This window comes from Verrucomicrobiota bacterium, assembly GCA_037139415.1.
Lineage (GTDB): Bacteria > Verrucomicrobiota > Verrucomicrobiia > Limisphaerales > Fontisphaeraceae > JBAXGN01.
In genome coordinates, this window is record JBAXGN010000064.1 from 13,801 (window position 1) to 36,957 (window position 23,157).

The 23,157-nt window shown below is 58.6% G+C and carries 16 protein-coding genes; 14 read left to right on the top strand and 2 right to left on the bottom strand.

The window, feature by feature from the left end:
- Positions 1-18: 18 nt before the first annotated feature.
- The 12 genes from WCO56_12915 to WCO56_12970 all read left to right on the top strand — a co-directional run bounded on the left by WCO56_12915 (position 19) and on the right by WCO56_12970 (position 15,213).
- The gene (locus WCO56_12915; GenBank protein ID MEI7730470.1) at positions 19-1,023 is read left to right on the top strand and encodes a PHB depolymerase family esterase; all 1,005 of its coding nucleotides are present in this window, start codon (positions 19-21) and stop codon (positions 1,021-1,023) included.
- Positions 1,020-1,622 (top strand): sulfatase/phosphatase domain-containing protein, encoded by a 603-nt coding sequence (locus tag WCO56_12920; GenBank protein ID MEI7730471.1) that lies wholly within the window; start codon positions 1,020-1,022, stop codon positions 1,620-1,622. The genes WCO56_12915 and WCO56_12920 overlap by 4 nt, the downstream gene beginning before the upstream one ends.
- Before the next feature lie 38 nt (positions 1,623-1,660).
- The gene (locus WCO56_12925) at positions 1,661-2,482 is read left to right on the top strand and encodes a DUF4886 domain-containing protein (protein ID MEI7730472.1); all 822 of its coding nucleotides are present in this window, start codon (positions 1,661-1,663) and stop codon (positions 2,480-2,482) included.
- On the top strand, positions 2,479-4,470 hold the full coding sequence (locus WCO56_12930; GenBank protein ID MEI7730473.1) for a sugar-binding protein: 1,992 nt from the start codon (positions 2,479-2,481) through the stop codon (positions 4,468-4,470). The genes WCO56_12925 and WCO56_12930 overlap by 4 nt, the downstream gene beginning before the upstream one ends.
- Before the next feature lie 97 nt (positions 4,471-4,567).
- A complete protein-coding gene (locus WCO56_12935) occupies positions 4,568-5,944 on the top strand; it encodes a hypothetical protein (protein MEI7730474.1) in 1,377 nt (458 codons plus the stop codon).
- A 7-nt stretch (positions 5,945-5,951) separates the two neighbouring features.
- Positions 5,952-7,196, top strand: coding sequence for a GDSL-type esterase/lipase family protein (locus WCO56_12940; GenBank protein ID MEI7730475.1), 1,245 nt, complete (start codon positions 5,952-5,954; stop codon positions 7,194-7,196).
- Positions 7,197-7,262: 66 nt separating this feature from the next.
- Entirely contained in the window at positions 7,263-10,370 is a 3,108-nt protein-coding gene (locus tag WCO56_12945; GenBank protein MEI7730476.1) for a glycoside hydrolase family 9 protein, read from the top strand.
- A gap of 20 nt (positions 10,371-10,390) precedes the next feature.
- On the top strand, positions 10,391-12,226 hold the full coding sequence (locus WCO56_12950) for a hypothetical protein (protein ID MEI7730477.1): 1,836 nt from the start codon (positions 10,391-10,393) through the stop codon (positions 12,224-12,226).
- Between the two features lie 108 nt (positions 12,227-12,334).
- The gene (locus WCO56_12955; GenBank protein ID MEI7730478.1) at positions 12,335-12,571 is read left to right on the top strand and encodes a DUF433 domain-containing protein; all 237 of its coding nucleotides are present in this window, start codon (positions 12,335-12,337) and stop codon (positions 12,569-12,571) included.
- Complete coding sequence (locus WCO56_12960) at positions 12,568-12,696, top strand: hypothetical protein (protein MEI7730479.1); 129 nt, start codon at positions 12,568-12,570, stop codon at positions 12,694-12,696. Before WCO56_12955 ends, WCO56_12960 begins: the two co-directional genes overlap by 4 nt.
- A complete protein-coding gene (locus WCO56_12965) occupies positions 12,689-14,185 on the top strand; it encodes a polysaccharide lyase 6 family protein (GenBank protein ID MEI7730480.1) in 1,497 nt (498 codons plus the stop codon). Before WCO56_12960 ends, WCO56_12965 begins: the two co-directional genes overlap by 8 nt.
- 62 nt (positions 14,186-14,247) lie before the next feature.
- A complete protein-coding gene (locus tag WCO56_12970) occupies positions 14,248-15,213 on the top strand; it encodes a family 43 glycosylhydrolase (GenBank protein ID MEI7730481.1) in 966 nt (321 codons plus the stop codon).
- Positions 15,214-15,219: 6 nt separating this feature from the next.
- On the opposite strand, the gene WCO56_12975 is transcribed toward WCO56_12970, so the two are convergent.
- Complete coding sequence (locus tag WCO56_12975) at positions 15,220-16,413, bottom strand: Gfo/Idh/MocA family oxidoreductase (GenBank protein ID MEI7730482.1); 1,194 nt, start codon at positions 16,411-16,413, stop codon at positions 15,220-15,222.
- An 11-nt stretch (positions 16,414-16,424) separates the two neighbouring features.
- Positions 16,425-17,393 (bottom strand): serine protease, encoded by a 969-nt coding sequence (locus WCO56_12980; protein MEI7730483.1) that lies wholly within the window; start codon positions 17,391-17,393, stop codon positions 16,425-16,427.
- Between the two features lie 228 nt (positions 17,394-17,621).
- On the opposite strand from WCO56_12980, the gene WCO56_12985 reads away from it, so the two are divergent.
- Together WCO56_12985 and WCO56_12990 are read left to right on the top strand one after the other, a co-directional pair.
- The gene (locus WCO56_12985; protein ID MEI7730484.1) at positions 17,622-21,233 is read left to right on the top strand and encodes a FlgD immunoglobulin-like domain containing protein; all 3,612 of its coding nucleotides are present in this window, start codon (positions 17,622-17,624) and stop codon (positions 21,231-21,233) included.
- 109 nt (positions 21,234-21,342) lie between these two features.
- On the top strand, positions 21,343-23,037 hold the full coding sequence (locus tag WCO56_12990) for a hypothetical protein (protein MEI7730485.1): 1,695 nt from the start codon (positions 21,343-21,345) through the stop codon (positions 23,035-23,037).
- Positions 23,038-23,157: the final 120 nt, after the last annotated feature.

The window sequence follows — 23,157 nt, forward strand, 5'->3', positions numbered from 1 at the left end:
CAACCGATAGACGAAACCATGAAACACAACCTCACCCTCATCACCGCCCTGCTGCTCGCGCCGCTGGCCGGGCTACGCGCTGCTGACACCACGCCGTCAGTGCCGATCTCCGTCGCTGTGGCGAATTTGCAGACCGTGACGCTGACGGTGGACGGAGTTGAACGGCGCGCTCTCGTTCACGTGCCGCCAGCTTACGATGGCAAAGCGGCGCTGCCCGTGGTGCTGATGTTTCACGGCAACGGTGGAACGGCAGAATCCGTGATCAAGGAAACCGGTTGGGTGGCGAAGTCGGATGCGTCGGGCTTCATCATCGTCTTCCCCGAGGGGACGCGGCCAGACATGACGCAGCCGCCGAAGTTTGGCCGCAACAATCCCGCATGGAACGATGGCTCCGGGCGCTTCCACTCGGGCGAGCACAACATCGCCGACGTGGCCTTCATCGCCGCGCTGCTTGACCACCTCGAAGCGAAGCTCGCCGTGGACAAGCGGCGCGTGTTTGCGAGCGGGTTTTCCAACGGCGCTTCGATGGCTTTCCGCGTGGGTCTTGAGCTTTCCGAGCGCATCGCCGCCATCGCGCCCGTCTCCGGTGCGCTCTGGATTGCCGAACCGAAAGCCGCGCGGCCCGTGTCGCTGCTTTACATCACCGGCACCGCCGACCCCATCAACCCGCTGGAAGGCGGCGTTCCGAAAATGGCGGCCGGCTCCGGCTTCAAAGGCGTGCCGGAAAAAGCCAAGCCGCCCGTGTGCGAGATGGTTCGGGCGTGGGTGAAGCTGCTGGGCTGCGCGCCAGAAGCGAAGCCAGTTGCCAGCGGCATCGAAGGCATCGCCACCATTGTCCACGCCGGCGGACGCGATGGCACGGAAGTCATCTTCACCACCATCGAAGGCCACGGCCACATCTGGCCCGGCGGAAAAAGTCCCCTGCCCGAATTCATCCTCGGTAAGGCGACGAGCCGCCTCAACGCCACCGATGCCGTTTGGGAGTTTTTCCAAGCGCATCCGAAGCCGAACATGAAGCCATGAAAACAATTTTCCTCACCCTCATCGCCCTGCTGCTGGCACCGCTGGCCGCGTTGCGCGCCGGCGACGCGCCCAAGCCAACAAAGCCCAACATCCTTTTCATCATCGCGGATGACCTGACCAAGGCCCTGAGTTGCTACGGGCATCCCACCGTGCAGGCGCCTAACGTGGATCGGCTGGCGGCGCGCGCACTGCGCTTCGACCGCGCCTACCTGGATTTCTATCCCACGCTGGTGGATTTGTGCGGGTTGCCGCCCGCCCCGAGACTGGAAGGCCGCAGCCTGCGCCCGCTGCTTGCACAGCCTGATGCGCCTTGGGACCATGCCGCGTACAGCATGGGGGCTCGTAACGACCGTCCCTCCAAGCTGGCCGTCAGCACCGAACGCTACCGCCTGATTCAAAATGAGGATGGCAAAGGCAGCGTGGAACTTTACGATATTCAGGCCGATCCGAATGAATGGAACAACCTGGCTGCCCAACCCGAGCACCGCGCCGCGCTGGAACGCCTGCAAACGCTCGCGCGCGTGCACCGGGACAAATTCTGGAAGGATTGGGAAGCTATGCCGGAAACACAAAACAAGGCTCTGAAAAATAGAAAATGACACCCTAAATCAAAGTGACTATATTCACGAAACTTGAAATGAGAATTCCATCTAAACCGATGTTTAACAACGGCCGTCGCCGTCACTTCCTGACAATTGTCGCGCTAGGCGTCAGCGCAATGGTCTGCCTCCCGCCCGCGATGGGAGCGGACGCGCCGCCCAAACGCGTCCTGTTCATTGGCAACAGTTTCACGCAGGGCTTGTTCAAACAATTGCCGCCGCTCCTGAAATCTGCGCAACCGCCTGTGGACCTCAAGGTCGAGCTTGCGGCGGCTGGCGGCGTGACGCTCGCGGCCCATTTTGATCCGGAAAGTACGGCCAATAAATCGGCCCACACCTTGCAGAAACTCCGCGAAGGCCATTGGGACTTGGTCGTGCTCCAGGAATACAGCAGCCGTCCCTTGGAGACGGAGAAACGATCTGCGGATAAGCCCAGTGGCTACGAGGAATTCATGAAGTTTGGCAAGCTCTTTGACGCGGAAATCAAGAAGCAGGGTGCTCGCACCGCCTTCTACATGACTTGGGCGAAGAAACCGGAGCCGGAGAACTTTGCCAAACTCGCGGCTGCCTATCGCAAGTTGGGTGCGGAACTCCAAGCCTCCGTGGCTCCTGTTGGTGTTGCCCTGCAACAAGCTATTCAGGAAGTGCCGCACCTGGGCTACTACAGTGATGATCAAAAGCATCTCAAAGATCCGGGCTACTATCTCGCCGCGTGCGTCTTTTATGGGTTTCTGACCGGCCATTCACCGGCGGGCCTCAGTTATCACCCGGCTGGTCTCGCCGCCGACGATGCTGCAAAACTCCAGGCCATCGCGTGGGAAATGCTCCAACTGGAAAAACTTACACCAAATCAGCCATGAAAATCCAAAACTTAATTCACCAATTGACTCTGGTCTTGACGCTATCGGCAATTCAACTGCCTGCGGCTGAACCGCGCGAACTGCGCGTGTACATGATTGGCAACAGCCTCACTGACAATGTCAATTACGATGGTTTCAAGCAGATCGCCGAAAGCCGCGGTTACAAGCATACGTGGGGACGTTCGATGACGCCTGGCGCGCCAATTTTCTGGCATTGGGACCATGACCCGGCATTCACGCAGCCGCCGTTTGGCGGCTGGAAGAAAGCCCTTGTGGAATATCAGTGGGACGCCATCACACTCCAGCCGTTCTCCACCTATAAGAATGAACTTGAGGCTGCGCAGAAGTTTGTCGAGGTGATCCAGTCTAAAAACCCTCAGGCGCAGGTGTTCATCTATGCCCAGTGGATGACCCGCGATAAGGGGGATTTCGATGTGGCTTGGACGCAAAAGGGAGGGGAGGGCACCGGCAAGTTGTCCCCGGGCACGCGCGATTATTACGAGCGCTTTGTCCAGGATTTGCGCAGGGCCTGTCCAAACCTGAAACCGTTTCGCCTGATTCCCGCCGGGCATGCCATGTATCTGCTGAATCAGAAAATCAAAGCCGGTCAGGTGCCCGGCTTTCACGACATTCGCGAGGTGTACAATGATGGCATTCACCTGAACAACGTTGGCGCATATATCGCCGGTTGCTCGTTTTTTGCCACAATCTACGGTGAAAGCCCGGTCGGTTTGCCAGCGGAACCGTATCAGCCCCAATCCGGTCATCGTGGTGTGAAGCTCACGCCTGAACTGGCCCGTGTTATCCAGGAAACCGTCTGGGAAATCGTTGCCACGCATTCACAGACCGGGGTGTCCGCCAAAGACCCACTGAAAGTTGCCAGCCCGCTGATCCCGGATGCGGTACAGGGCAAACGCTATGAAACGGTGTTGCTCCCTGCCTTTGGTCATGGACCCTATCGCTGGTCGGTTGCCAGTGGTCAAATACCGGCGGGACTGGCGTTGACTGCGGAAGGAGTCATTGCCGGCACGGCCTCCGCGCTGGGCGAAGCCCAATTGAAATTCGAGGTGATGGATGCCGCTGGAGCCTCCGCGCGGCGCGAACTGACCTTGAAAGTGGTGGCAGACAGCAAACCGGAAATCACGGAACGCATCTTGCCCCCGGGCAAAGTAGGTAAGTATTATCGGCACCAGGTGCAGGCCAAGGGTGGCAATGGGCCGTTGACCTGGCGGCCGGCCAAGAAAGAATCGCTGCCGCCGGGTCTGGAACTTGGCATTAATGGCGAACTGTTCGGTACTCCGGTGAAGACTGGAGAGGTCACCTTCCCGGTCGAGGCAAGTGATGCGGACCTCGGGGCACCCGATACCACCACATCATCACTCACGTTCAAGGCGACCGAGGCCGAAGGGGATGTCTTGTTCGTCCGGCAGGTCGCGCCAAAGTCAGTAACGGTGGACGGCAAACTGGATGAGCCATTCTGGAAGCTGGATCAGAAAATTGGCAGGCTGGTTGAAGGTCAGAACACCGGGGTTTCCGGGATGTTTGACGTGGTGACGGATGGTGAAAACCTTTATGTGGCCATTGCTGTCAAGGATTCCAAGCTGATGGAAAATGCGCAGGAACTTTGGAATGGTGACTCCGTGGAAGTGTATCTCGACACCCTGAACAGCCGTGAAACAGTGTATAATTTCAATCATCGCCGGTTGGTCTGCGGTCCATCCGGCAAAAAACCTTATATCGTGGGGGAAAAGTTCGGGATCAAATTTGCCACCCAGAAAACGGCTGACGGTTACACCGTGGAACTTTCTGCCCATAACTATGGCTTGGGAGTGCGCTTGCGCGATCAGGCGCTTGGTTTCGATGTGGCCATCAATGACTCTGCTGACGGTAAAACCCGAGTCAGTCGCTTGGTGTGGCGCGGCACCAAAGACAACGATACTGACCCGAGCAACCTCGGCACGATCATCCTGCCGGGGGCAACCAAATGATAACTGATCAATTGAAGCATCACCTCCTGAACCGCGCGTTGCGTCATAAGCGAACTGGAGATTGCCATGGAATCGCGGGTAGTCTAGGATGTTCGCCATGCGCACATCTCGAATAGTTTTCTGCTGGCTGATGCTGGCCGTGCCGGTATGGGCATTGGACCCTCAAAATTCCGGTTACGAGTTTCAGTACAGCCTCTATCCACCCCAGGGATTTAGCGTGAAGAAATCGAAGATGATTCCGCGGGCCGATCCGAAACAGCCGAAGACGGTGGCGTTGGTCGGTACGGACGGAAAGTTTACTGACGTGGCGCAGTGGTATTACGCCATCGGCAGCAACCCGAAGGCATTCGAGAAATGGTGGCTCGGTTACTGGACTGACACGAACACTTGGAAGATGTCGAAGTCGCCGGTGTTCGAGGGGACGGTTGCCGGCAATCAGGGTCATCGGATCATCGCGTGGCTCGGCACGTTCCGGAAATTGCTGGAGAAGGACGCGGGAATTGACGCCGGGGTAAAACAGGCGTTCCTGAACGAAGATTGGCAGCGGGCGGCGGAGAAGGTTATCGGTTCCACGATTAATGACCAGGGCATGCTGGAGCATGGCGGCAACAAGGCCGACCTGGCGTGCTGTTTTCATTTTATCCGGACAAAATTCGGCGCGATGGGATTGAAGTTCGACCACGTGTACACGTTGGAGCGCGCGCAGAATTTGATTGCGACGCTGTTGACGGAGCGGTGGATTATTTGCGAGGAAGACAAGTACCTTGCTCCGCCGAATCCGGAATATCTGGAGGCGATGGGCAAACAACACGGCGGCCAGACTGGCGACATCCGCATCGTGAAAGACGGCCAGGTGCTTTGGTCGGGCGGCATGTTCATCGGTTGGAAAGACAAGCCGTCGTTGCACGGCACGTGGGACGGACTCGCCATCATCAACTCGCTGTTCAAGTATTTCCCGGAGCCGGATCCCGCGAGTCCAAAATCCATTTTTTACAAATGGAACAAATTGTCGGAAGAAAAAAAGGAGATCGGCAGGAAGATGATAATACTCTGTTCGCGTCGGCTCTGGTTGGATTGGCAGGAGAACAAAGGCAAGACGTGGTGTTGGTTTCACGACGGCAAACCGACTGAGGACGAGAGCAAGCCGAGCGAGGCCCAGTTCCTGCCAGCATACGACGGCTACGGCGATAATCAGCTCGGCTGGGCGAAACAATGCTGGGAGGAAATGTTCGGCAATCCGTCGCGCAACACCAACGACGGGGTCCAGTCGTTGCTTGCCATCGCGCACGGCAAAATTCATCGCGAGTTGAGGACGCCGCTCGGCCAGCAGGTGCCGGGACGATACGACTACGATCCGGAGATTCAGAAAACACTTTTGGAGGAGGATTTGAAGAAGCTCAAAACGTCGCCGCCCAAATTCGCCGATGAAGAACCCAAACTTAATCCGGCCAAATCAAAAAACGTTTCGGAGTAGGACGAAAATGAAACGCATCATCCTTTTATTAACGATCGCCACATTCGCGCATGCCGCGCCAACGCGCGTGGCCTGTCTTGGCGACAGCATCACGCATGGCGTCGGAGCCGACGCCGGCTGGTCGTGGCCGGAACAGCTCGACCGGATGCTCGACTCCAATTGGGACGTTCGCAATTACGGTCATAGCGGTGCATCGGTCGCGAAGGAGGAGAAACACACGATCTGGAGCCAGAAAGAATACAAGGACGCGTTGGCGTTTCATCCAGACATCGTTGTCATTTTGCTCGGCACCAACGATCGCAAGCCGCAGAATTGGGAACATAAAACCGAGTTTCCAAAACTGTACAAAGAACTTGTTGTTTCATTTCAATCGCTTTCCAGCAAGCCGCGCGTGTTTTGCGGCACGCCGCCGTACGTCGCGAAGAAAGGCGCGTTCGGCATCACTGAAGCTGGCGTGAAGGAACAAATTCCGATGATTACGGAAGTCGCCACGAATCTCGGCGCGGTTGTCGTTGACGTTCACGCCGCGACGGAAGCCAAGGACGAGTTGTTCAAGGACAATGTTCATCCGAACACTGCCGGTGCGGCAATTATAGCGAAGGCAGTTTACCAGGCGCTCGCCGGCAAGGAATGGGAGGGCGAAATCCCCAGCGCGACGACAGTGAAGAAAGACAAACCGCTCGTCCGCGTCGTCGAGAATCCGGGTGAATTGAGTTACCGCGAGTTGTTCGCGTTGATCGCCTCCGAATGCGAGTTGTCGTCGGACAAGATGGCGCCAATCCGGGAGAAGTTTGACGAGACCGGGCAGGAAGTGGAGACGAAGATTCATAACTTCGAGAGCAAGATCGCGGAGTACGACCAGTTGCGGATGAAGTACAAACACACCAAGGAAGATTCGGAGAAATCGTTGTACGGCGAATATCGCGCCAAGATCGCCGCGACCAAGCAGGAGTTGGCGAAGTACAAGTTCAACATGAACTTGGCGTTGATCGCGATGATTCCGTCCGAGGCCAAGCCCGCGTTTGGCACCGGCTGGGTTCACAAATACGTGTCCGACCGGCTCGCTCCGATTGCGACGGCTGTGACGCCCGCGCAGCGCCGACAAATCCGGGAGATTTGCCGGAAGGTCGGCCCGGCCTACGGTGCCATCAACAATACCCCCGAGCGCAGCATCGCGGACGTCGAGACGTACAAGACCGTTTACCAGCAGGTGCTGGACGCCGAACAGAAGAAACGGGTTGAGCCACAATAACGTTTCGCTTGGACGTGTTCAAGAAACAGCATGAAGCCGATGTGGCCGAACTCGCGAAGGAAAATAATGAAAACATGCCTCACCCTGTTCCGCTGCATGGGAATGCTCGGACTCATAGTGCTCATCGCACGACCGTCCATCAGTAGCGCTTCCTCTGTCATTTTCGATGGCAAACGGGCGCCTGATTATGCGTTCTTGGATTTCCAAAAAGCTTTTGTGGTCGAACCCGACGGCTTGCGGCTCAAGGCGAAAAAAAGCGCTGGTGGTGCGGGCTTCAATGGGAATCTCGATTTGTCGCCCTACCTGGATTGGACTCCCACCTTGACCGTGAGCGTCGGGGCAGGAAATAAAGCGGATAAAATTCGTCTCATTTTTGGTTCGGAAGGAGCCGGGCATGAGTACGTGTTCGACCTGTTTGGTCTGAAGCCTGGTGAATTGGCCACGCTCTTCGCTGAGTCTGGGGCTTCGTTGCGCGAGCCGGTCAAAATGCCGAAGGAGGAAAAGGGCAGGAGTTTCGACGCTACCAAAATTAATTTGTTCCAAATCCAGGGAGACTGGAGCGCTAAACCGGTGGATCTGCTGATCGGCAAGATCGCCCTGACGGAACCGACCGATGCCATCAAAGCCCTGCGCGCAGCTTTGGCTTCAAAGAAAGCGGCGACGGCCGAAAAAGTCCGTAAAGAAGCTGAGGCCCGGGAGAAAGCCCGGAAAGAACTCCTGGCCAAGGGTGGTTCACACCCGGTGGATGGGCCAGAGGTTAAACACGTTTGTGCCGTGGGGCCGGACGTGATCGCCTTCACGCTGCAGGCCGGGCAACATGTCAGTAACCAACTTGTCCCCTACGTGGCCGAACCCGGCGACGAGGTGGTGGAGGAAGAGAAGGGCAAGCCGCAGTACGAAGTGAAGGATGGCAAGGTGGTAGAACTTCTCCAGAATTCGCTCTACCGGGTGGTCCGCAGCCAGCGTACCAAAGTGGGGAGCTTTTCTTTTGATGGCAAGTCTCTCTTCATTGCCGGGAAGTCCAAGGGGCAATTGCTCGACGAGACTATGGTGGATGTGCCCGAGGCGTACGCCATCCAGTCGTCCGATGACACTGCTTATGCGAACGCGTTGCCGCCAACGAAGGTCTTTCGCAAGGGCAAGCCGAATGGCAACAGCAAGCCGTTGCCCTTTCTCTACACCGTCTCGCTAAAATTGCCTGCGCCACTCAAGGAAGGGGCGACCTACACGATTCTTTTCTTGGGCGTGAACACGTCCAAAGAGAGCGCCGCCTACGTTCACAAGCCCCGTGAGTCGCGGAGCCTGGCTCTGCACGCCATCCAGACCGGCTATCGTCCGGACGATCCCTTCAAACGCGCCTATCTCTCCTTCTGGATGGGTGTGGATCAGGACGGCAAGAACGGAAGTTGCACGCCTGATGTTGACGCCTTCGAATTGGTGGACGCCACCGGCAAAACCGTGTTCACTGGCATGGCTGAACTTGCGAAGAAGGAGGGCGAGGAGGAGCAGATCAGCATCCACGAGAAGTTGGATTATACGAAAGCGGCGGTGCGCCGCTTGGATTTTAGCGCCTTCAAGACGTCGGGCGAATACCGCGTGTTTGTGCCCGGAATCGGGTTGAGCGGATCGTTCCGCATTACCGCCGACGTATGGGAGAAGCCGTTCAAAGCCGCCATGCAGGGGATTCTGGCGCAGCGACAGGGTGTTGACCTGGGGCCGCCCTTCCTTGCCTATACGCGCAAACGTCCGTTTCATCCCGACGACGGCGTGGAGTTCTATCAGATGACCATCCCCGTACAGGGAGGGCAGGAAGCCGGGGAGGGTGGTCAGGCCGGACGCGGCGGCAACCTCCTCGAATTGTCCAAGGCGGGCAAATTGCAGCGTGTCACTGGCGTTTGGGGCGGTTACCAGGATGCCGGTGATTGGGACACGCTGGGCGGTCATCTCAGCGCAACCTACGATCTGCTCGGCTTGTATGATCTCAACCCTGCAGCGTTTGCCCGCATAAAACTTTCGCTTCCGCCGGCGGAGATGGGAAACAACCTCCCTGACATCCTTGACGAGGCGCTCTGGCAGATGCCGTGTTGGAAGAGCCTGCAGCTTCCCGACGGCGGGGTGCGCGGCGGCTACGGTTATGGCTGGGGATGCCCCCCGGCCGCCACCAGTTCGATGATCAAGAGCGCCGGCGTGTATGCGGTGGACCATGTCACCACCTTGCACTACGCCGCCGCTGCCGCGCGAGCTGCCCGCGTGCTGGATGCGTTCGACCAGCAGCAGGCCGCTGAGTATCTGGAGTCTGCCAAACGCGCTTGGGCTTGGTCGGAAGCGCACTCCAATGAGGACGACGTAATCTACCAGAAAGTGCTCTCCTTCGCTAAGAGCCTGCCGAAGGATTTGCGCAATTTTCGCGCGATGGCCGCCGTGGAGCTGTTGGCCGCCACGCGTGATCCCGCCTTTGATGCCGCCTTCAAACAGACGTCGGAGCTGTCCAAAAAGGGAGAACTCCGCTATCTGGACCAGCTCGGCACGGACTTCGCCTATGCGCGTCTGCCGGAAGGTATGGGTGACCCGGAACTGAAGCGGCAAGCCGTCCAATTGATCACGGCCTACGCCGACCACGCCATCGCGTTCAGCCGGAAAAATGCGTATGACATCATCACCGGTCATCGCACTGATATGCCGATGATTTTTGTCAGCCGCTTCTTTAGTACGCCGGGCGCGGGCGGTTTGGCTCTGATCTACGCCTACGAATTGACGAAGAAACCGGCCTATCTCGCCGCTGCGGTGCAAGGGGCGAACTACAGCCTCGGCGCCAATCCGGACAATCTCTCTTACTGCACCGGCGTTGGCGAAAACTGTCAGCATTTCAGTTTCATCGTCGATGCGACCGTTTCCGGTCAACAGCCGGACATCATGGTCGGCCACATTCCTTACGGGCAGGGCAACGAGGGAAACGCCATGAGTCGCAGCGCGAACTCCTGGGTTCAGCAATGGCTGCTGAACTTCGGGCCAACCAGGAAGATGTTCCCCAACTGGTTTGACTGGCCGGTGAACGAGCAATACATCGACTTCGCCATTTACCCGCTCCACAACGAGAATTGCTTCAACCAAACCACCGTGCCCGCTGCCTGTTACTGGTTCTATTTGCACACCCGACCTGTGGTGGGAAAATGAAGAAGTCAATGCACTCGAACATGAACAAATCCCTCATTTTGATAAAAACAGCACTCTATATTTTGATGGGCATATTCTGGCTGGGGGTGGTTCAGGCGGAAAGCCCGCAGACGTTTGCGCAGCGGCAGAAACTGTTCCTGGATTCGGTCTGGCAGGATTACCAGGCGCATGTGGATAAACCCTCGGCCAAATCCGCCTTCTGGCGGGCTGAAGCCTTGTTTGAGTTGGGTAAGGTGGAGGAGGGGCGTCGTTTGGTGGGACGCGGGTTGGATCAGATGGTGCCGGGTAATCGTGAGAACCGTTGGATTCATGGCGGCAACAGCGGGTTTGTGGCGTGGCCGGGTGTGGATTGTTATATCCGCTATGAGAGGTTTCTGGATGAACCGCTGAAGGAACGGAACCGCAAAATCTATACCGGCGCGGTGTTTTATAAGCGCCTCTCCACCAGCAATCATAAAATCATGGCGGCGGTTACACGCTATCTGGCCACCCAGATTTGGGGACTCAATGCGTTTCATGCGGACCCTTTCTTCAAAGGGCAGGAGGAGGATGGTACCCGCTTTGAAAAGAATGATCCAACCGGGGAGAAGTACATCCGCAGCCTTATTCAGGAAACGGTCAAAAGTGGTCCGGGAGAATTTGCGTCACGCCCATATGGAGCCGAGAACATTTTGCCGCTGCTGACGCTGGCTGAGTGCGCGCAGGATTCCGGTATCCGTCAAAGTGCCGCGCTGGCTTATGAGTATAGCCTGATTGAATTGGCGCCGGCCTGGTTGCGCGGGCATCTGGCCACCTTTGCGCCGCGCTCTTATCCGGACATGGAGACGCAGCAGCCATGGGGGATTGCCGTTGTCCCTTGGGCATATTTTGGCGGGATACCGCCGGGGGAACTGCACGATCAATGGGCGCTGCGCACCGCCACGGCAAGCTACCGTATGCCGGACGCCTTGCTGGCCTCCGGCGCGGACCGTTCTCAGCCCTACGTGTACCGCGCGCTCATCAACCGCTGGGCGCTGTATCATTATGTGAACCAGGATTATGCTCTCTTCAGCCGTTCGCCCAAGGCTTCGACCCGGCAATTCATGGGGCAGAGCTACCCGTGCGGGGTGATGTGGGAGGAGCCCAATGTGAACCATGGCAGCCATCTGTGGATCACCAATCCCTCTGCCGACGACAACCACGCGGAGGGGAACAAGACGACCGGCATTCATACCCACGGCGTGACCCAGTATGAGCAGGAACTGCAGTATCGCGATGCCCTGTTGTTTGTGTTCAACATCGCTCCCAATTTCCGAAATCCTTACGCCTTGGCCTATATTCCCGGCGGCTACCGTGCCGCGCTGACTGCGCCGAACCGCCTGTTCCTGCACTACGGCACCGTCCTGGTGGCGGTTTCCGCCTCGCATCCGTTCACCTTCAACCCCCAATCCGGCATTCGTGCCCCCGCTGGCAAAGCGCGGGAAGGCGATTCGGAATTCCGCATCCCAACCCTGCAAACTGCCGTGGCGTTGGAAACGGCATTGCCTGCGGATTTTCCCGGGGCCGATCCCGAAAAGCAACTGGCTGCCTTCCGCGATCTGCTGCTGGCGAAGGCCAGGATTGAGCTCCAATCCGGCGTGAAGCCGGTTGGCCGCTATACGGATCGCCATGGCAATACCCTGGAGTGTGTTTATGATGGCGAGGACAAAATTAACGGCAAGACTGTGGATTACACTCGCTGGCCGACCCTGGAAAGTCCCTGGCTGCAGCAGCCGTCCCCTGAGAGTTCATTGGTGCTGACTGACGGTAAACGAACCCGTACCTATGATTTCCAGAACTGGAAGGTTGTGGAATCCGCAGGGAAACCGAGGGACTGAAATTCCAGCATTCCATGCCCCCGTTGCCGTTTTGTAAAAGCGGCGGAAAGTAGAAACAGGCGACCAGTTTGGTTGACAATTTTGATTCCTCTGGTAGGTTGTTTTTAAATGAAATTGGCACCGAAATACGACTTCCCTTCGGACTTGCCCATCTGGGTTGACCCGGAACGATTGAGCGGTGTGCCCTGCTTCAAAGGCACACGCGTGCCAGTGGATAGTCTGTTTGCCAATTTGAAAAGCGGTCTCAGCTTGGACGAATACCTTGATTGTTTTCCCGACGTGACACGTGAACAAGCCGTTGCTGTTTTGAAATACGCCCACAAGACTGCGCTGCACGCCGCATGAAAGTCTTGCTGGATGCCTGCGTTCCACGCCCCTTGCGGCAGTTTCTTTCCGCCCATACCGTTCACACGGCGCAGGAAATGGGCTGGGGACAACTGAAGAACGTCAAAAATCTCAAGCATGAATAGGCTTACTGCATTTGTCCTCACTGCCCTGTTGCTGGCATCGCTGGGCGTGCTCCGCGGTGCCGATTCGATCGGATCGTTGGAAGAAGCGATCCAGGGGCTTGGCCCGGGTGTAACAGTACAGGTGGCTGATGGTGATTACAAGGTAACGCGTCCGATCCGTATCCAGGGAAAACGCGGTACCGCCGAGGTGCCAATCATTCTGCGCGCGGAACATCGTGGTCGGGCTGTGATTGGCGGCGCGGCCGGTTTCGTCATCAGGGATTGTGAATATCTGATTTTGGAAGGTTTCATGTTTACCAGCGATGCCGACCAGCAAGCGGTGCGGCTCGACAACTGCCGGCATGTACGCGTGACCCGGAACACGTTTCGCCTGACCGAGCGCGCCACGCCGCGGCACTGGGAGCACTGGGTCACCGTGGAGGGCGCCCGCAGCGGGCAGAACCGCATTGATCACAATCTGTTTGAGCGCAAAGTGAATCGCGGCAGTCATGTCTTCATCCGTGGCGACGATGCGCTGCTGGTTTGTTCGCAGCACGATCGGGTTGATCGCAATCATTTTCAGAACGTTGTCTATGCCAATGGCGAGAACGGCCATGAGACCATTCGCACCGGCGGCAATGATCTCGGCGCCTCCGGCCAAAGTTCGTTCACCCTCATTGAGGAAAATTTATTGGAACGATGCAGCGGCGAAGACGAGATCATGTCGCTGAAATCTTCGGATAACGTCGTGCGCAATAACACGCTTTTGAATTGTCGCGGCGCGATCTGCTTGCGGTTGGGCAACCGCGACATCGTCTCCGGTAACTTCATCATCGCCACCAACGGCGAGCCGGGGTGTGGCGGCGTCAAGCTCTACGGCTTCGATCATCGTGTTTTTAATAATTACTTTTTCGGTCTGACTGGCAGGCGGCATGAGGCGCCCTTGGGGCTGATCCCCGGCACACTCGACACGCCCACCACCGAAAACATCGGCAAGAAATACGACGATATGACTTCAGTTCCGCCGACACGGTGTTGGATCGCCTTCAATACTTGGATTGACTGTGTGCCACTCCAGTTCGGTTTCAATCCGGACAACGCCGAGCGAATGCGTATTCCCCCCAACGAATGCACCTTCGTCAATAACCTGGTTGTTCGCACCAAACCCCAAGCCTTGCCCCTCGTGAACTTCGAGGTTGTCCGTGGTCTGCGGGCGCATGACAACCTTGGATATACTTGCCAACCAGTCGTCCCCCGTGATGAATGGGCGGGTTGGTTTCGCTTCGCTGATCCGCACCTGCGTCAAGTGGAGGGTGCTGGGGTGCTCTGGCGACTGACGGATTCGAGTCCTGCCATTGACGCCGCCGTCGAAGGCACCGGGTTGGTTGACGACGACGTGTTTGGTCGTGTGCGGTCTGGTTGGCGGGATATTGGCGCCGAGGAATTTGGCAGCGGGGCCTTACGACGTCGGCCCCTGACTTCAGGCGAGGTTGGTCCCGATGCGCCATGAGGTTGGCTGCCGAAACGCTAAAAAATTGTGATAAAAAACAGTCCTCTACATCCAAACCCAAGATGAAACCTACGGTATTATTGCCTCTCAGTTGCCTGCTGTTGGCAGCGCTGGCTGGGCACGCCCAGACTTCACCCGAGACTTCTGCCAGCTGGAAGAAGTTCGAGGAAAACCCCGTCATGGGCGGCAAATATGGCACCTGCTTCGACATTTCCGTTTTGCGCGAGGAGGGCACGTATCGGATGTGGCTTTCGTGGCGTCCGAAAAAATCCATCGCGCTGGTCGAGAGCAAAGACGGAATTCATTGGAGCGAGCCGCCGCAGGTTGTGCTGGGTCCGCGCCCGGAAACCGGCTGGGAGGACGACCTCAACCGGCCCGTGGTGTTAAAACGCAAGGATGGCTATCACCTGTGGTACACGGGGCAGGCCAAAGGCCATTCGGCGATCGGTTATGCGACGAGTGCGGATGGGGTTACCTGGAAACGGATGAGCGACCGGCCGGTACTCGCAGCGGAAAAACCGTGGGAAAAGGTGGCCGTGATGTGCCCGCATGTATTGTGGGACGCGGATGCCGGGCAATTCCGCATGTGGTATTCCGGTGGCGAACAGAATGAGCCGAATGCCATTGGCTACGCGATCAGCCCCGACGGCTTGACGTGGACCAAACACGCCGCCAATCCGATTTTTACACCGGACCTGCAAAGTCCCTGGGAAAAACACAAGGTCACCGCCTGCCAGGTGGAGAAGCGGGGGGATTGGCACATCATGTTTTACATTGGCTTCCGCGACGAGCCGCGCGCCCAGATCGGCATCGCCCGATCGCGGGATGGCATCACGGATTGGCAGCGGCATCCGGCCAACCCCATCATCCGCCCTGGCCAGGATCAATGGGATCACGACGCCTGTTACAAACCGTATGCCGTTTTCGACGGCGGAAAGTGGTTGTTATGGTATAACGGCCGCCACGGTCGTCTGGAACAGATTGGCGTGGTATTGCACGACGGCGAGGATCTGGGGTTTGGGAAGTGAGGGGGATTACATCTTAAACTGCGGGATTTTCAGGCGCTCCCCGTCCTTGATGGCGGATTGATGCGCGACGATTCCGGAGACCGTGAGGTTCAGTGCCATGATGATATCCACCAGCGGCGTGCGATTTTCCAGAATGGACAGCACAAATTCGTTGGTCAGGTAGCCGTGCGAACCGCCGTGGCCGCCGGCATCCACCTTCGGCGGCAGGGGCGGGCGCATGAGGTCCGGCAGTTGTTTCTCCAAACCTTCGTAGCGGGCATAAAAGGACCCGCGCTGTCCGCGCACACGTCCCCGTTCGCCGCTGTCACCCGGGGTGTCCCAACTGACGGCCATGCGCGCCATGCCGCCTTCGCTGGTGCGGAAGGAGGCGATCTCGGTGCCGAACGGATTCTGGTAGCGGTTGTTGGCGGGTTGCAGGTGCTTGAGCAGGCTCGGCATGCCCAGGCAGGAGACCTCGGTGAAGCTGCCGCCGGCCACGCCCAGGCAGTAGGCGCTGGAATGGGTGGGGTACCATTGCGGCGGCAACCCGACCCGCCAATCCTGGTACGAGGCGATGGGTTCCGGCATGTAATGATAGTATTCACCCTCGGAGTAGGTGAGCTTGCCAAAGCCGCCGGCGCGGTAGATCGCCCGCATGGCATACAAATCCTCGTGGAAACAGGAGGTCTCAAACATCATGTATTTCAGCCCGCTCTTTTTGACGGCGGTGAAAAGCGCCTGCGCATCCTCCAAAGAACCAAAGATCGCTGGTACTGCGGAGGCCACATGCTTGCCATGCTTGAGCACCTCCAGACAGTGGCGCACATGGCTGGGGGCATCGGTGGCGACAAACACTGCCTCGATGCGGTCGTCCTTCACCAGTTCCTCCAGCGAAGGGTAGGTTTTGTCGCAGCGGCAGGCTTGCGCCAGGGCTGCGCAACGATCCGGGATCAGATCGCTGACGGCCATGACTTCGACGTTCGGGTGATTTTGAAAACCGAAGGCGGCCCCGAATTTGCAAACGCCGTAGCCCACAATGCCCACGCGAATGCGGCGGTCACTGACGGGTTTCCATCCCCGCGAGGCATCCGGTGCGGTGGGCGCTTTTTCAAAGCCCTGGATGACTTTTTCCTCCGCTTGGGTAGATGACGGCACCGCCAGCATGGCGGAACCCAAGCCCAGTGTATGGAGAAACGAGCGGCGTGGAAGGTTATGGTGCATAATGTATGACCTCATCGTTGCGTTATTTTGCCCTGTTTTGCCAGGCAGAGAATGCCCCGGGACGGAACGGCTTCATGCAGGATCATATAGGCTTTCTCGGTGGTGTTGGTCGCCGCAGTGTTCCGGCCTTTTTGCCGCTCGTGCTGGGCCAGCAGGGAAATGGTGGAGACATGCCCGATGGCGTTGCCGCATTCATCCAGCACGGCGGCGCCGCTGCTGCCGGGCGCCCAATCCGTGCTCACGTTCATGCGCAGATGACAAAGCACGTCCAGTGAATCCTCGCGGCCAGTGCGGTTGGCGCGTTTCCAGTAAAACCGGTTCACCAGTCCGGCGCTGAAATAGCCCGACTGGCTCAGCGGATCGCTATAGCAATACGCCGCATCACCCAGGTGAACCTGGTGATTGAGGGGCAGGGCGTTCAGCTTGCCACCGCTGACCTGGATAATGGCGGCATCCAACTGCTCGTTGCGGGCGAGAATGGCAATGACCGGAAGCACCTCCCCGCTATCGGTGGAGGCGATGAGAAAACCCTCACGCATGGAGTCATCAAGCTCCAGGACGTGATCGCAGGTTACCACCGCGCCCTGGGTGGAAATGGCGTAGCCTCCGGAGAGGTTCAGGTGCCATTTGTCGCAGCGTTTGCACAGGTAATACCAGCCGACCTTCAGGTGGGCGGCGAGGGCCTTGGCGGCGACCTCGGAGGGGCTGAGTCGTTTTTTGGATGGTTTGGGCAGGGATAGGGGTTCCGTGGATTTTCCCGGAGTCCAGTTTTTGACAGACGGGATGTCCATCAATAATTCTTTGCGGGAGCGTGCCACCTCGGCTTTGCTGATGATCACCCGATCCGCCGCCCGGATGCCGGTGGCGGATTGCTCGACGATGCGGGTGTCCGGGGTTTGGGCCACGCCGCACCAGGTTCCGGCCAGCAGCCACCATACGCCGCCTGCCCGCAGGATTGTCCGCCAACCAATGTATTTCATAGCATTACTCATACGGAACGACCGGTTTACCGCAGCGCGTCGGCTGCTTGCATCCGGCCAACGATGATGCTCCATGGAAATACATCTTTGGCCCAAAGGGAAATAAAAAAGTTGGTATAAAAAATTGGCAACGCATGCCGTCGTTCCCGGTACGTCGTTCAAAGCTGTTCCCCATTTTTATATCAGTTCTACCTTGACGCGCTTTTTCCGTCGGCGGAACCTGTACCCATGTTCACGTATAACCGTATCGCCCATGCCAATGCAGGCATTCAGCACTTGGTGATTTGGGCACTGTTCGCGCTGGCGATTCCGGTGTGCCTGGCGGCATCCCTGGATGAGGCTGAGTTTTCAGTGATCTCCGGCCCTGCCTCCCCGCAGGTGGCGTGGGCGGTGCTTCAGGACGGGGACGGCTTGCGGCTGGCATTCAAGCTCGAACCCACCACGGCGGCTTCCCCCAAATTGGCCGTGGGTGTGTCGGCAGATCATACCCTTGTGCTTGGCGAACGTGACGCCACCGCCACTCGGATTGGCGAACAGGTTCTCTATGAGTTTCAGGTCAAGGGGGCGACGCTGGTGGATACCCCTGCCGGTTGGCAGCGGCTTCGCCTTGGTTTCGCCGTGAGTTGGCCGGGGGGATCCGGTGGCCAGGATCAACAGCGTGAGCGTTATGCGCATCTCGATTCCGCCGCGCCACACACGGGGTTGTCGCGTAGTCCGATTGACTGGATGCCATTGGACTTGGTTGAACATCGGCGGGAAGTGGGGGATCGCCGGCTCGCGCTGGCCATCGCCTTTGAGCAGCCGCTGGATGGCAAGGCCACCGTCGTGATCGAGGATGACCAGGGCCGGCGCATTCGCAATCTGGTCAGCGGGCAACCCTACGGCAAAGGTCCCGCCCGCGTGGCGTGGGATGGGCTGGACGAGGACGGCGTGGTTGTCAAGCCGGGGGCCTATCACTGGCGCTCCATTCATCATCCAGGCATTCGTCCCGAGCATCTGTTTTCATTCTGCAACGACGGTCAGCCGACCTGGCGCACGGGCACCGGCACGGACATGTGGGGGGCGGACCACAGTGTGTTCGTCTCAGCGGCTGCCAATGCCCGGTTCACGTTCTTCGGTGGGTCCGTTGCTGAATCTGGCTATGCCATGGTGGCCGTGGATCAGCAGGGGGTAAAACGGATGCATTATAATCCGCTGGCTGGCACTGGCATCGAGCGGGTCTTCCTCGCCGCCGATGATCAGCAACTCTACGCCGCTCACGACGGTTTTGCCTGGGGGGACAAGACGAAACGTGGCAAGTCTGACTGGAAGGGTATTCAAAAGATCACGCTGACCCGATTCGACATTGCCACGGGCCGGGTGCGCGATTATCCGGGCCATCGATTTGCAGTGCTGGCCACCAACGAAATCGGGCCGGGATCGGCTCATCCTGATTGGAAGGAGCCGAGCCTGCGGGGGATGACGTTGATCGGATCAAGCTTGTACGTGTCGGACCATCACGCGGATCGCATCCTGGTGGTGGAGGCGAAAACGGGGCGGGTGGAGCGTGAAATCAAATTGCCCCAACCAGGCGCGCTTGCGGAAATGCGCGGCCAGCTTCTGGCGGTTTCGGAGGATCGCCTGGTGCGCATCGAGGGAGTGACGGTGAAGCCGCTGAATATACCCGCCAACCTCAAGCCCCAAGGCATTGTTGCGTCCAAGGACCGCATTTATGTGACGGATGGCGCGACTCATACCGTGATGATCTTGGAGGCGAACGGTGCCCGCTTGAGCAGCCTGGGCACCCTCGGCGGCGCGTACCAGGGGGCGTATGACCCCAAACGCATGGTCAACCCGCGCGGGCTGGCGCTGGCCAATAACGGTTGGCTGTGGGTCACCGAGGATCGCTGGAATCCCAAACGTCTCACCGCCTGGGATGTGGCGGCCGGGCGGGTGGTGGTGGAAAAGTTTGGTCCCACCGCGTATGGTGCTCCCGGCGCCGGATTTGATACGGCGGACGCTTCCCGCTGGATTGGCCAGGGCGCGCTCTGGCAGGTGGATTTGAAGCAGCAGCGCGTCCAATGCCGCAGCATTCTCCAGCAGGAACCGACCGGTCCCGCCGCTTCGGCCACGCACTGGAGCTTTCTGCATCAGGACGGCCGCACGTTCCTGATCGGTTTTGGAAAAGTGACCAGCATCAACGAACTGAAGCCCGACGGTTCAATGAAGCCGCTGGCGTTTGTGGCCTCCACTCACCAGTATGGCTATGCCTGCAACTGGCGTCCGCCACAAGCTTTCATCGACGCCTTTAATAAAACCTATCCGGCCAAGCCGTACCGGAGTGGCGCGGTGATGGACAAGGGTCCCGGTGTGCTTTGGGTGGATCGCAACGGTGATCGTGAAATCCAGTCTGAGGAACTCGATTTCTCGACGGAGGTGGAACGCTTTGCCGGCTCCGGTTGGGGGCACGACCAGCACGATCTCACGCTGCGCCTGCCGGCAACTTTCAATGGCAAGACGGTGCTCGTCACCTTGAAGCCCAATGGGTACAACGCGGGTGGCGCGCCCAATTACCCCACGCTGAATGCCGCCTGTGCCGCTGGTATTCCGATTGCGCTGCAACATAACGAGCGCGAAAGCGCGGTGGATCGTTTCAATAATCTGCTCGTCAATTCGGACCCCAAGATGTCCGCGTTCGCCCCGGATGGCCGCTTGCTCTGGACCTATCCCAACCGCTGGAGCAACGTCCACGGTTCCCATGCCGCGCCGCTGCCGGAGATCGGCGTGATGCAAGGCGTCCTGTTCTTTCTCGGCATGGCCGAATTGGATGCGAAATCCGATGTGTTCGTTTGCAACGGGAATCATGGCCGCTTCTTTGTTCTCACCAGCGATGGCCTTTATCTGGATGAGATGTTCAAGGATGTCCGCATGGGTAGTGCGCTGGATGCTTACCTCATTGGCGGCGAATGTTTTGGCGGGTTCTTTGGCCGCTCCAAGACCGACGGCAATTATTATCTGCAATCCGGTCACACGGATTATCGCATCTTCCGCATCGAGGGCCTGAATCAGGTGCGCCGTCAGGAAGGCACGCTGACCGTCTCAGCGGCTCAGGCTCTGGCTGCCGAACGCGTGTTGGCTGGGCGCATTGCGCAGCAATCGCCCAAACGCCAGGCGGTGTTGGCCCGTTTGACCACGCCTCCGGTGGTGGACGGGCGCGGTACCGGCTTTACCGGTGCGCCCGTAATTTCCTGGGATAAGTCTGGCAAATTCCCCGTGCGCGTCTGGGCTGGATTCGACGCCCGCAATTTGTATCTCAGTTACCAGGTGGCTGATGAATCTCCCTGGGTCAACAACGGCAAGGATTGGACCACCCTGTTCAAAACTGGCGACAGCGTGGACCTGCAACTCGGCACGGATACTTCGGCTCCGCCCGCCCGTTCGGGTCCGGTCCCGGGCGATCTCCGGTTGCTCATGGCGCCGTTCGAGGGCAAGCCCGTGGCGGTTCTTTACCGTCACCGGCTGCCGGCCAAGGAGAATCCCGTGACCTTCACGTGTCCGTGGCGCAGTGAGACGGTGGATTCGGTGAAGCTGCTGGCCGAGGTGAAAATTCAAGTGCGCCGTGAAAACAATAGTTACCGGGTGGATGCCGCCATCCCTTGGACTGAACTCGGGCTGAAAGAGCCGGCGGGCAAAACCTTCGCCGCCGATTTTGGCGTGATCTACGGGGACAGCGGTGGGGCGGTGAATTTATTGCGTTCCTATTGGTCCAACCAAAACACCAGCCTGGTCAATGATGTGCCCGGCGAAATTATGCTCACCCCCAATCTCTGGGGCAGCATCACCTTTGCGGAGGGCAAATAAGATGAATTACGCGAGGCAAATTACCAATCAAGCAGGGGCCGAGGTAACGAGGCTCAAATATCCAGACCGTAGGTTCCCCACGGTTTTCCCCAGCTTTCTCGTAGCACTGATGAGTTTCGTTCTGTCAACCCAGGCGCAAACCATTACGTGGGACGGGGTCCTGGGTAACTCCGGGCAGCAAGGGGCTGCACTGGTGCGTTTTGGCAGCGTGGGCTCCAGCACCAAGGGGCCCATCGCCGGCGGGACTGCGGCGGGCATGGGCGTGGCGTACGACCGGTTCGGCTCGCTCTGGGATCGCGGCGGTTCCGGCACGCTCAACCGTTATGCCTTGGATGGCCGGCTGCTTGGACAATACCAGATTCCCCACGGCATCGGACGCAACGATCAACTCATTCTGGTGGGCGACACGCTCGTGATGCAGCTCCAGGACAAACTGTTCACCTTGCCCATCACCGCAGCGGCTGGCACGGCCGCCATCGCGCTCAAGCGTGCCTCTCTGGCTTTGTCGTTTGGAACTTTCCAAGACCAGTTCGCTTCCTGGTCTGGTTCGGAAATTTTGTTGGTGAATCCGCTCACCGGCCAGGCCCGGACGGTGATGACCGCCACCAATGTTCAACAGCTTGAACTCGGTCCTGACGGGGCTCTGTATGTGGCCACGGGCGGCAAGGTCCACAAATATGTCGCCGGTCAGGAGATCGTTCAGGGGTGGCCCCGCAACGTGCCGGGTGAACGCATGCAACTGCTGGACGGCGCGTTCTACGGTCAGGCCTGGCACGGCACCATTCGGCGGTTCACGAGCGGGCTTGAACCCGATCCCGGCGTGGTCCTCGGCGGTTCCTCCGGCTCGTTTATCGGGCATCTCGACCAAAATTCCGAACTCTCCAACGGACGCGGCCTCGCGCGCATCCGCCCCGGTCTCTACGCGGTTTCCGGTTTCACGGGCACGCTGCACCTGTTGGCGTGGGATGCCCAAAAACAGCAGTTCCAGATTGTCCGCCGAATCGGTTGCGCGCCGGTGGGGCATGGTTTGGCCGTGGATCGTTCGGGTAATGTCTGGTGGCATTATGGCGCTTGGAAGTGGTCTGATACGCCCGCCACCCCGCTGCAATCAGGCATCAATGCGCCCGAGGAAATCGCCACTCCGGTGATGCTGGAGAGCGACCATTTGGTTGCGCCTGCCTGGATGTGGGGCAAGCCCACCTTCCTCAATGGGCCGCTGACCACCGAGGTGGAGATTCATCGCGTCGAGAATGGCAAGTGCGACCTGCTGCGTCCGCTGATGGCGTCGGTCGTTTATAAATCAGCCGGTCGTCTGGTCCTGCTGGCCGCCGGCCCGACCGGCAAGGTCGCCGCATTTAATATCGGCACCGATGGCAAATACGCGAGTGATGCCGCCCCGGTGACGCTGGCCACCGCCTCGCCCATCAAATCACTCGCCTCGCTGGCGATGAAGGACGCCAATACCTTGCTGATCGCGGCGGACGGCAGTGTCATTGAATTGGCATTAAGCGGGAACAGTTGGAAGGAATCGCGCCGCTGGTCGCAATGGGCCGGCGACCATTTCGGCGCTGAAATCTGTCTCGCGTGTGACGCTGGCCGCCTATGGATTGCCGACACGCAGCGCCAACGCGTATTGGTCTTTGATGCCGCCAGCGGGAATTTATTGGCGGGCTGCGGCTTGGTGGATAAACCGGGTGCTGATCTGCGCCAGTTCGATGCTCCGCGCACCATTGCCGCCCGCAACCATCGCGCGGTGGTGTACGATGCCGGCAATCAGCGCCTGGTCAAGTTATTGTTCAAATAAAGTCCCTCCGCCGGATAATGTCCTCCTCCCCATGAACCGCGTAGCCGCTGCCGTCAGGCGGCGCAAACTTCAGAACACCGCATCTGCGCCGAATAATTTGATACCATTGGGGATTGGCGG

Excerpts from the sequence above, each read along its gene's own strand:
- WCO56_12915 (MEI7730470.1), top strand. The coding sequence starts at position 19 with ATGAAACACAACCTCACCCTCATCACCGCCCTGCTGCTCGCGCCGCTG.
- WCO56_12920 (MEI7730471.1), top strand. The coding sequence starts at position 1,020 with ATGAAAACAATTTTCCTCACCCTCATCGCCCTGCTGCTGGCACCGCTG.
- WCO56_12925 (MEI7730472.1), top strand. The coding sequence starts at position 1,661 with ATGAGAATTCCATCTAAACCGATGTTTAACAACGGCCGTCGCCGTCAC.
- WCO56_12930 (MEI7730473.1), top strand. The coding sequence starts at position 2,479 with ATGAAAATCCAAAACTTAATTCACCAATTGACTCTGGTCTTGACGCTA.
- WCO56_12935 (MEI7730474.1), top strand. The coding sequence starts at position 4,568 with ATGCGCACATCTCGAATAGTTTTCTGCTGGCTGATGCTGGCCGTGCCG.
- WCO56_12940 (MEI7730475.1), top strand. The coding sequence starts at position 5,952 with ATGAAACGCATCATCCTTTTATTAACGATCGCCACATTCGCGCATGCC.
- WCO56_12945 (MEI7730476.1), top strand. The coding sequence starts at position 7,263 with ATGAAAACATGCCTCACCCTGTTCCGCTGCATGGGAATGCTCGGACTC.
- WCO56_12950 (MEI7730477.1), top strand. The coding sequence starts at position 10,391 with ATGAACAAATCCCTCATTTTGATAAAAACAGCACTCTATATTTTGATG.
- WCO56_12955 (MEI7730478.1), top strand. The coding sequence starts at position 12,335 with ATGAAATTGGCACCGAAATACGACTTCCCTTCGGACTTGCCCATCTGG.
- WCO56_12960 (MEI7730479.1), top strand. The coding sequence starts at position 12,568 with ATGAAAGTCTTGCTGGATGCCTGCGTTCCACGCCCCTTGCGGCAGTTT.
- WCO56_12965 (MEI7730480.1), top strand. The coding sequence starts at position 12,689 with ATGAATAGGCTTACTGCATTTGTCCTCACTGCCCTGTTGCTGGCATCG.
- WCO56_12970 (MEI7730481.1), top strand. The coding sequence starts at position 14,248 with ATGAAACCTACGGTATTATTGCCTCTCAGTTGCCTGCTGTTGGCAGCG.
- WCO56_12975 (MEI7730482.1), bottom strand. The coding sequence starts at position 16,413 with ATGCACCATAACCTTCCACGCCGCTCGTTTCTCCATACACTGGGCTTG.
- WCO56_12980 (MEI7730483.1), bottom strand. The coding sequence starts at position 17,393 with ATGAAATACATTGGTTGGCGGACAATCCTGCGGGCAGGCGGCGTATGG.
- WCO56_12985 (MEI7730484.1), top strand. The coding sequence starts at position 17,622 with ATGTTCACGTATAACCGTATCGCCCATGCCAATGCAGGCATTCAGCAC.
- WCO56_12990 (MEI7730485.1), top strand. The coding sequence starts at position 21,343 with ATGAGTTTCGTTCTGTCAACCCAGGCGCAAACCATTACGTGGGACGGG.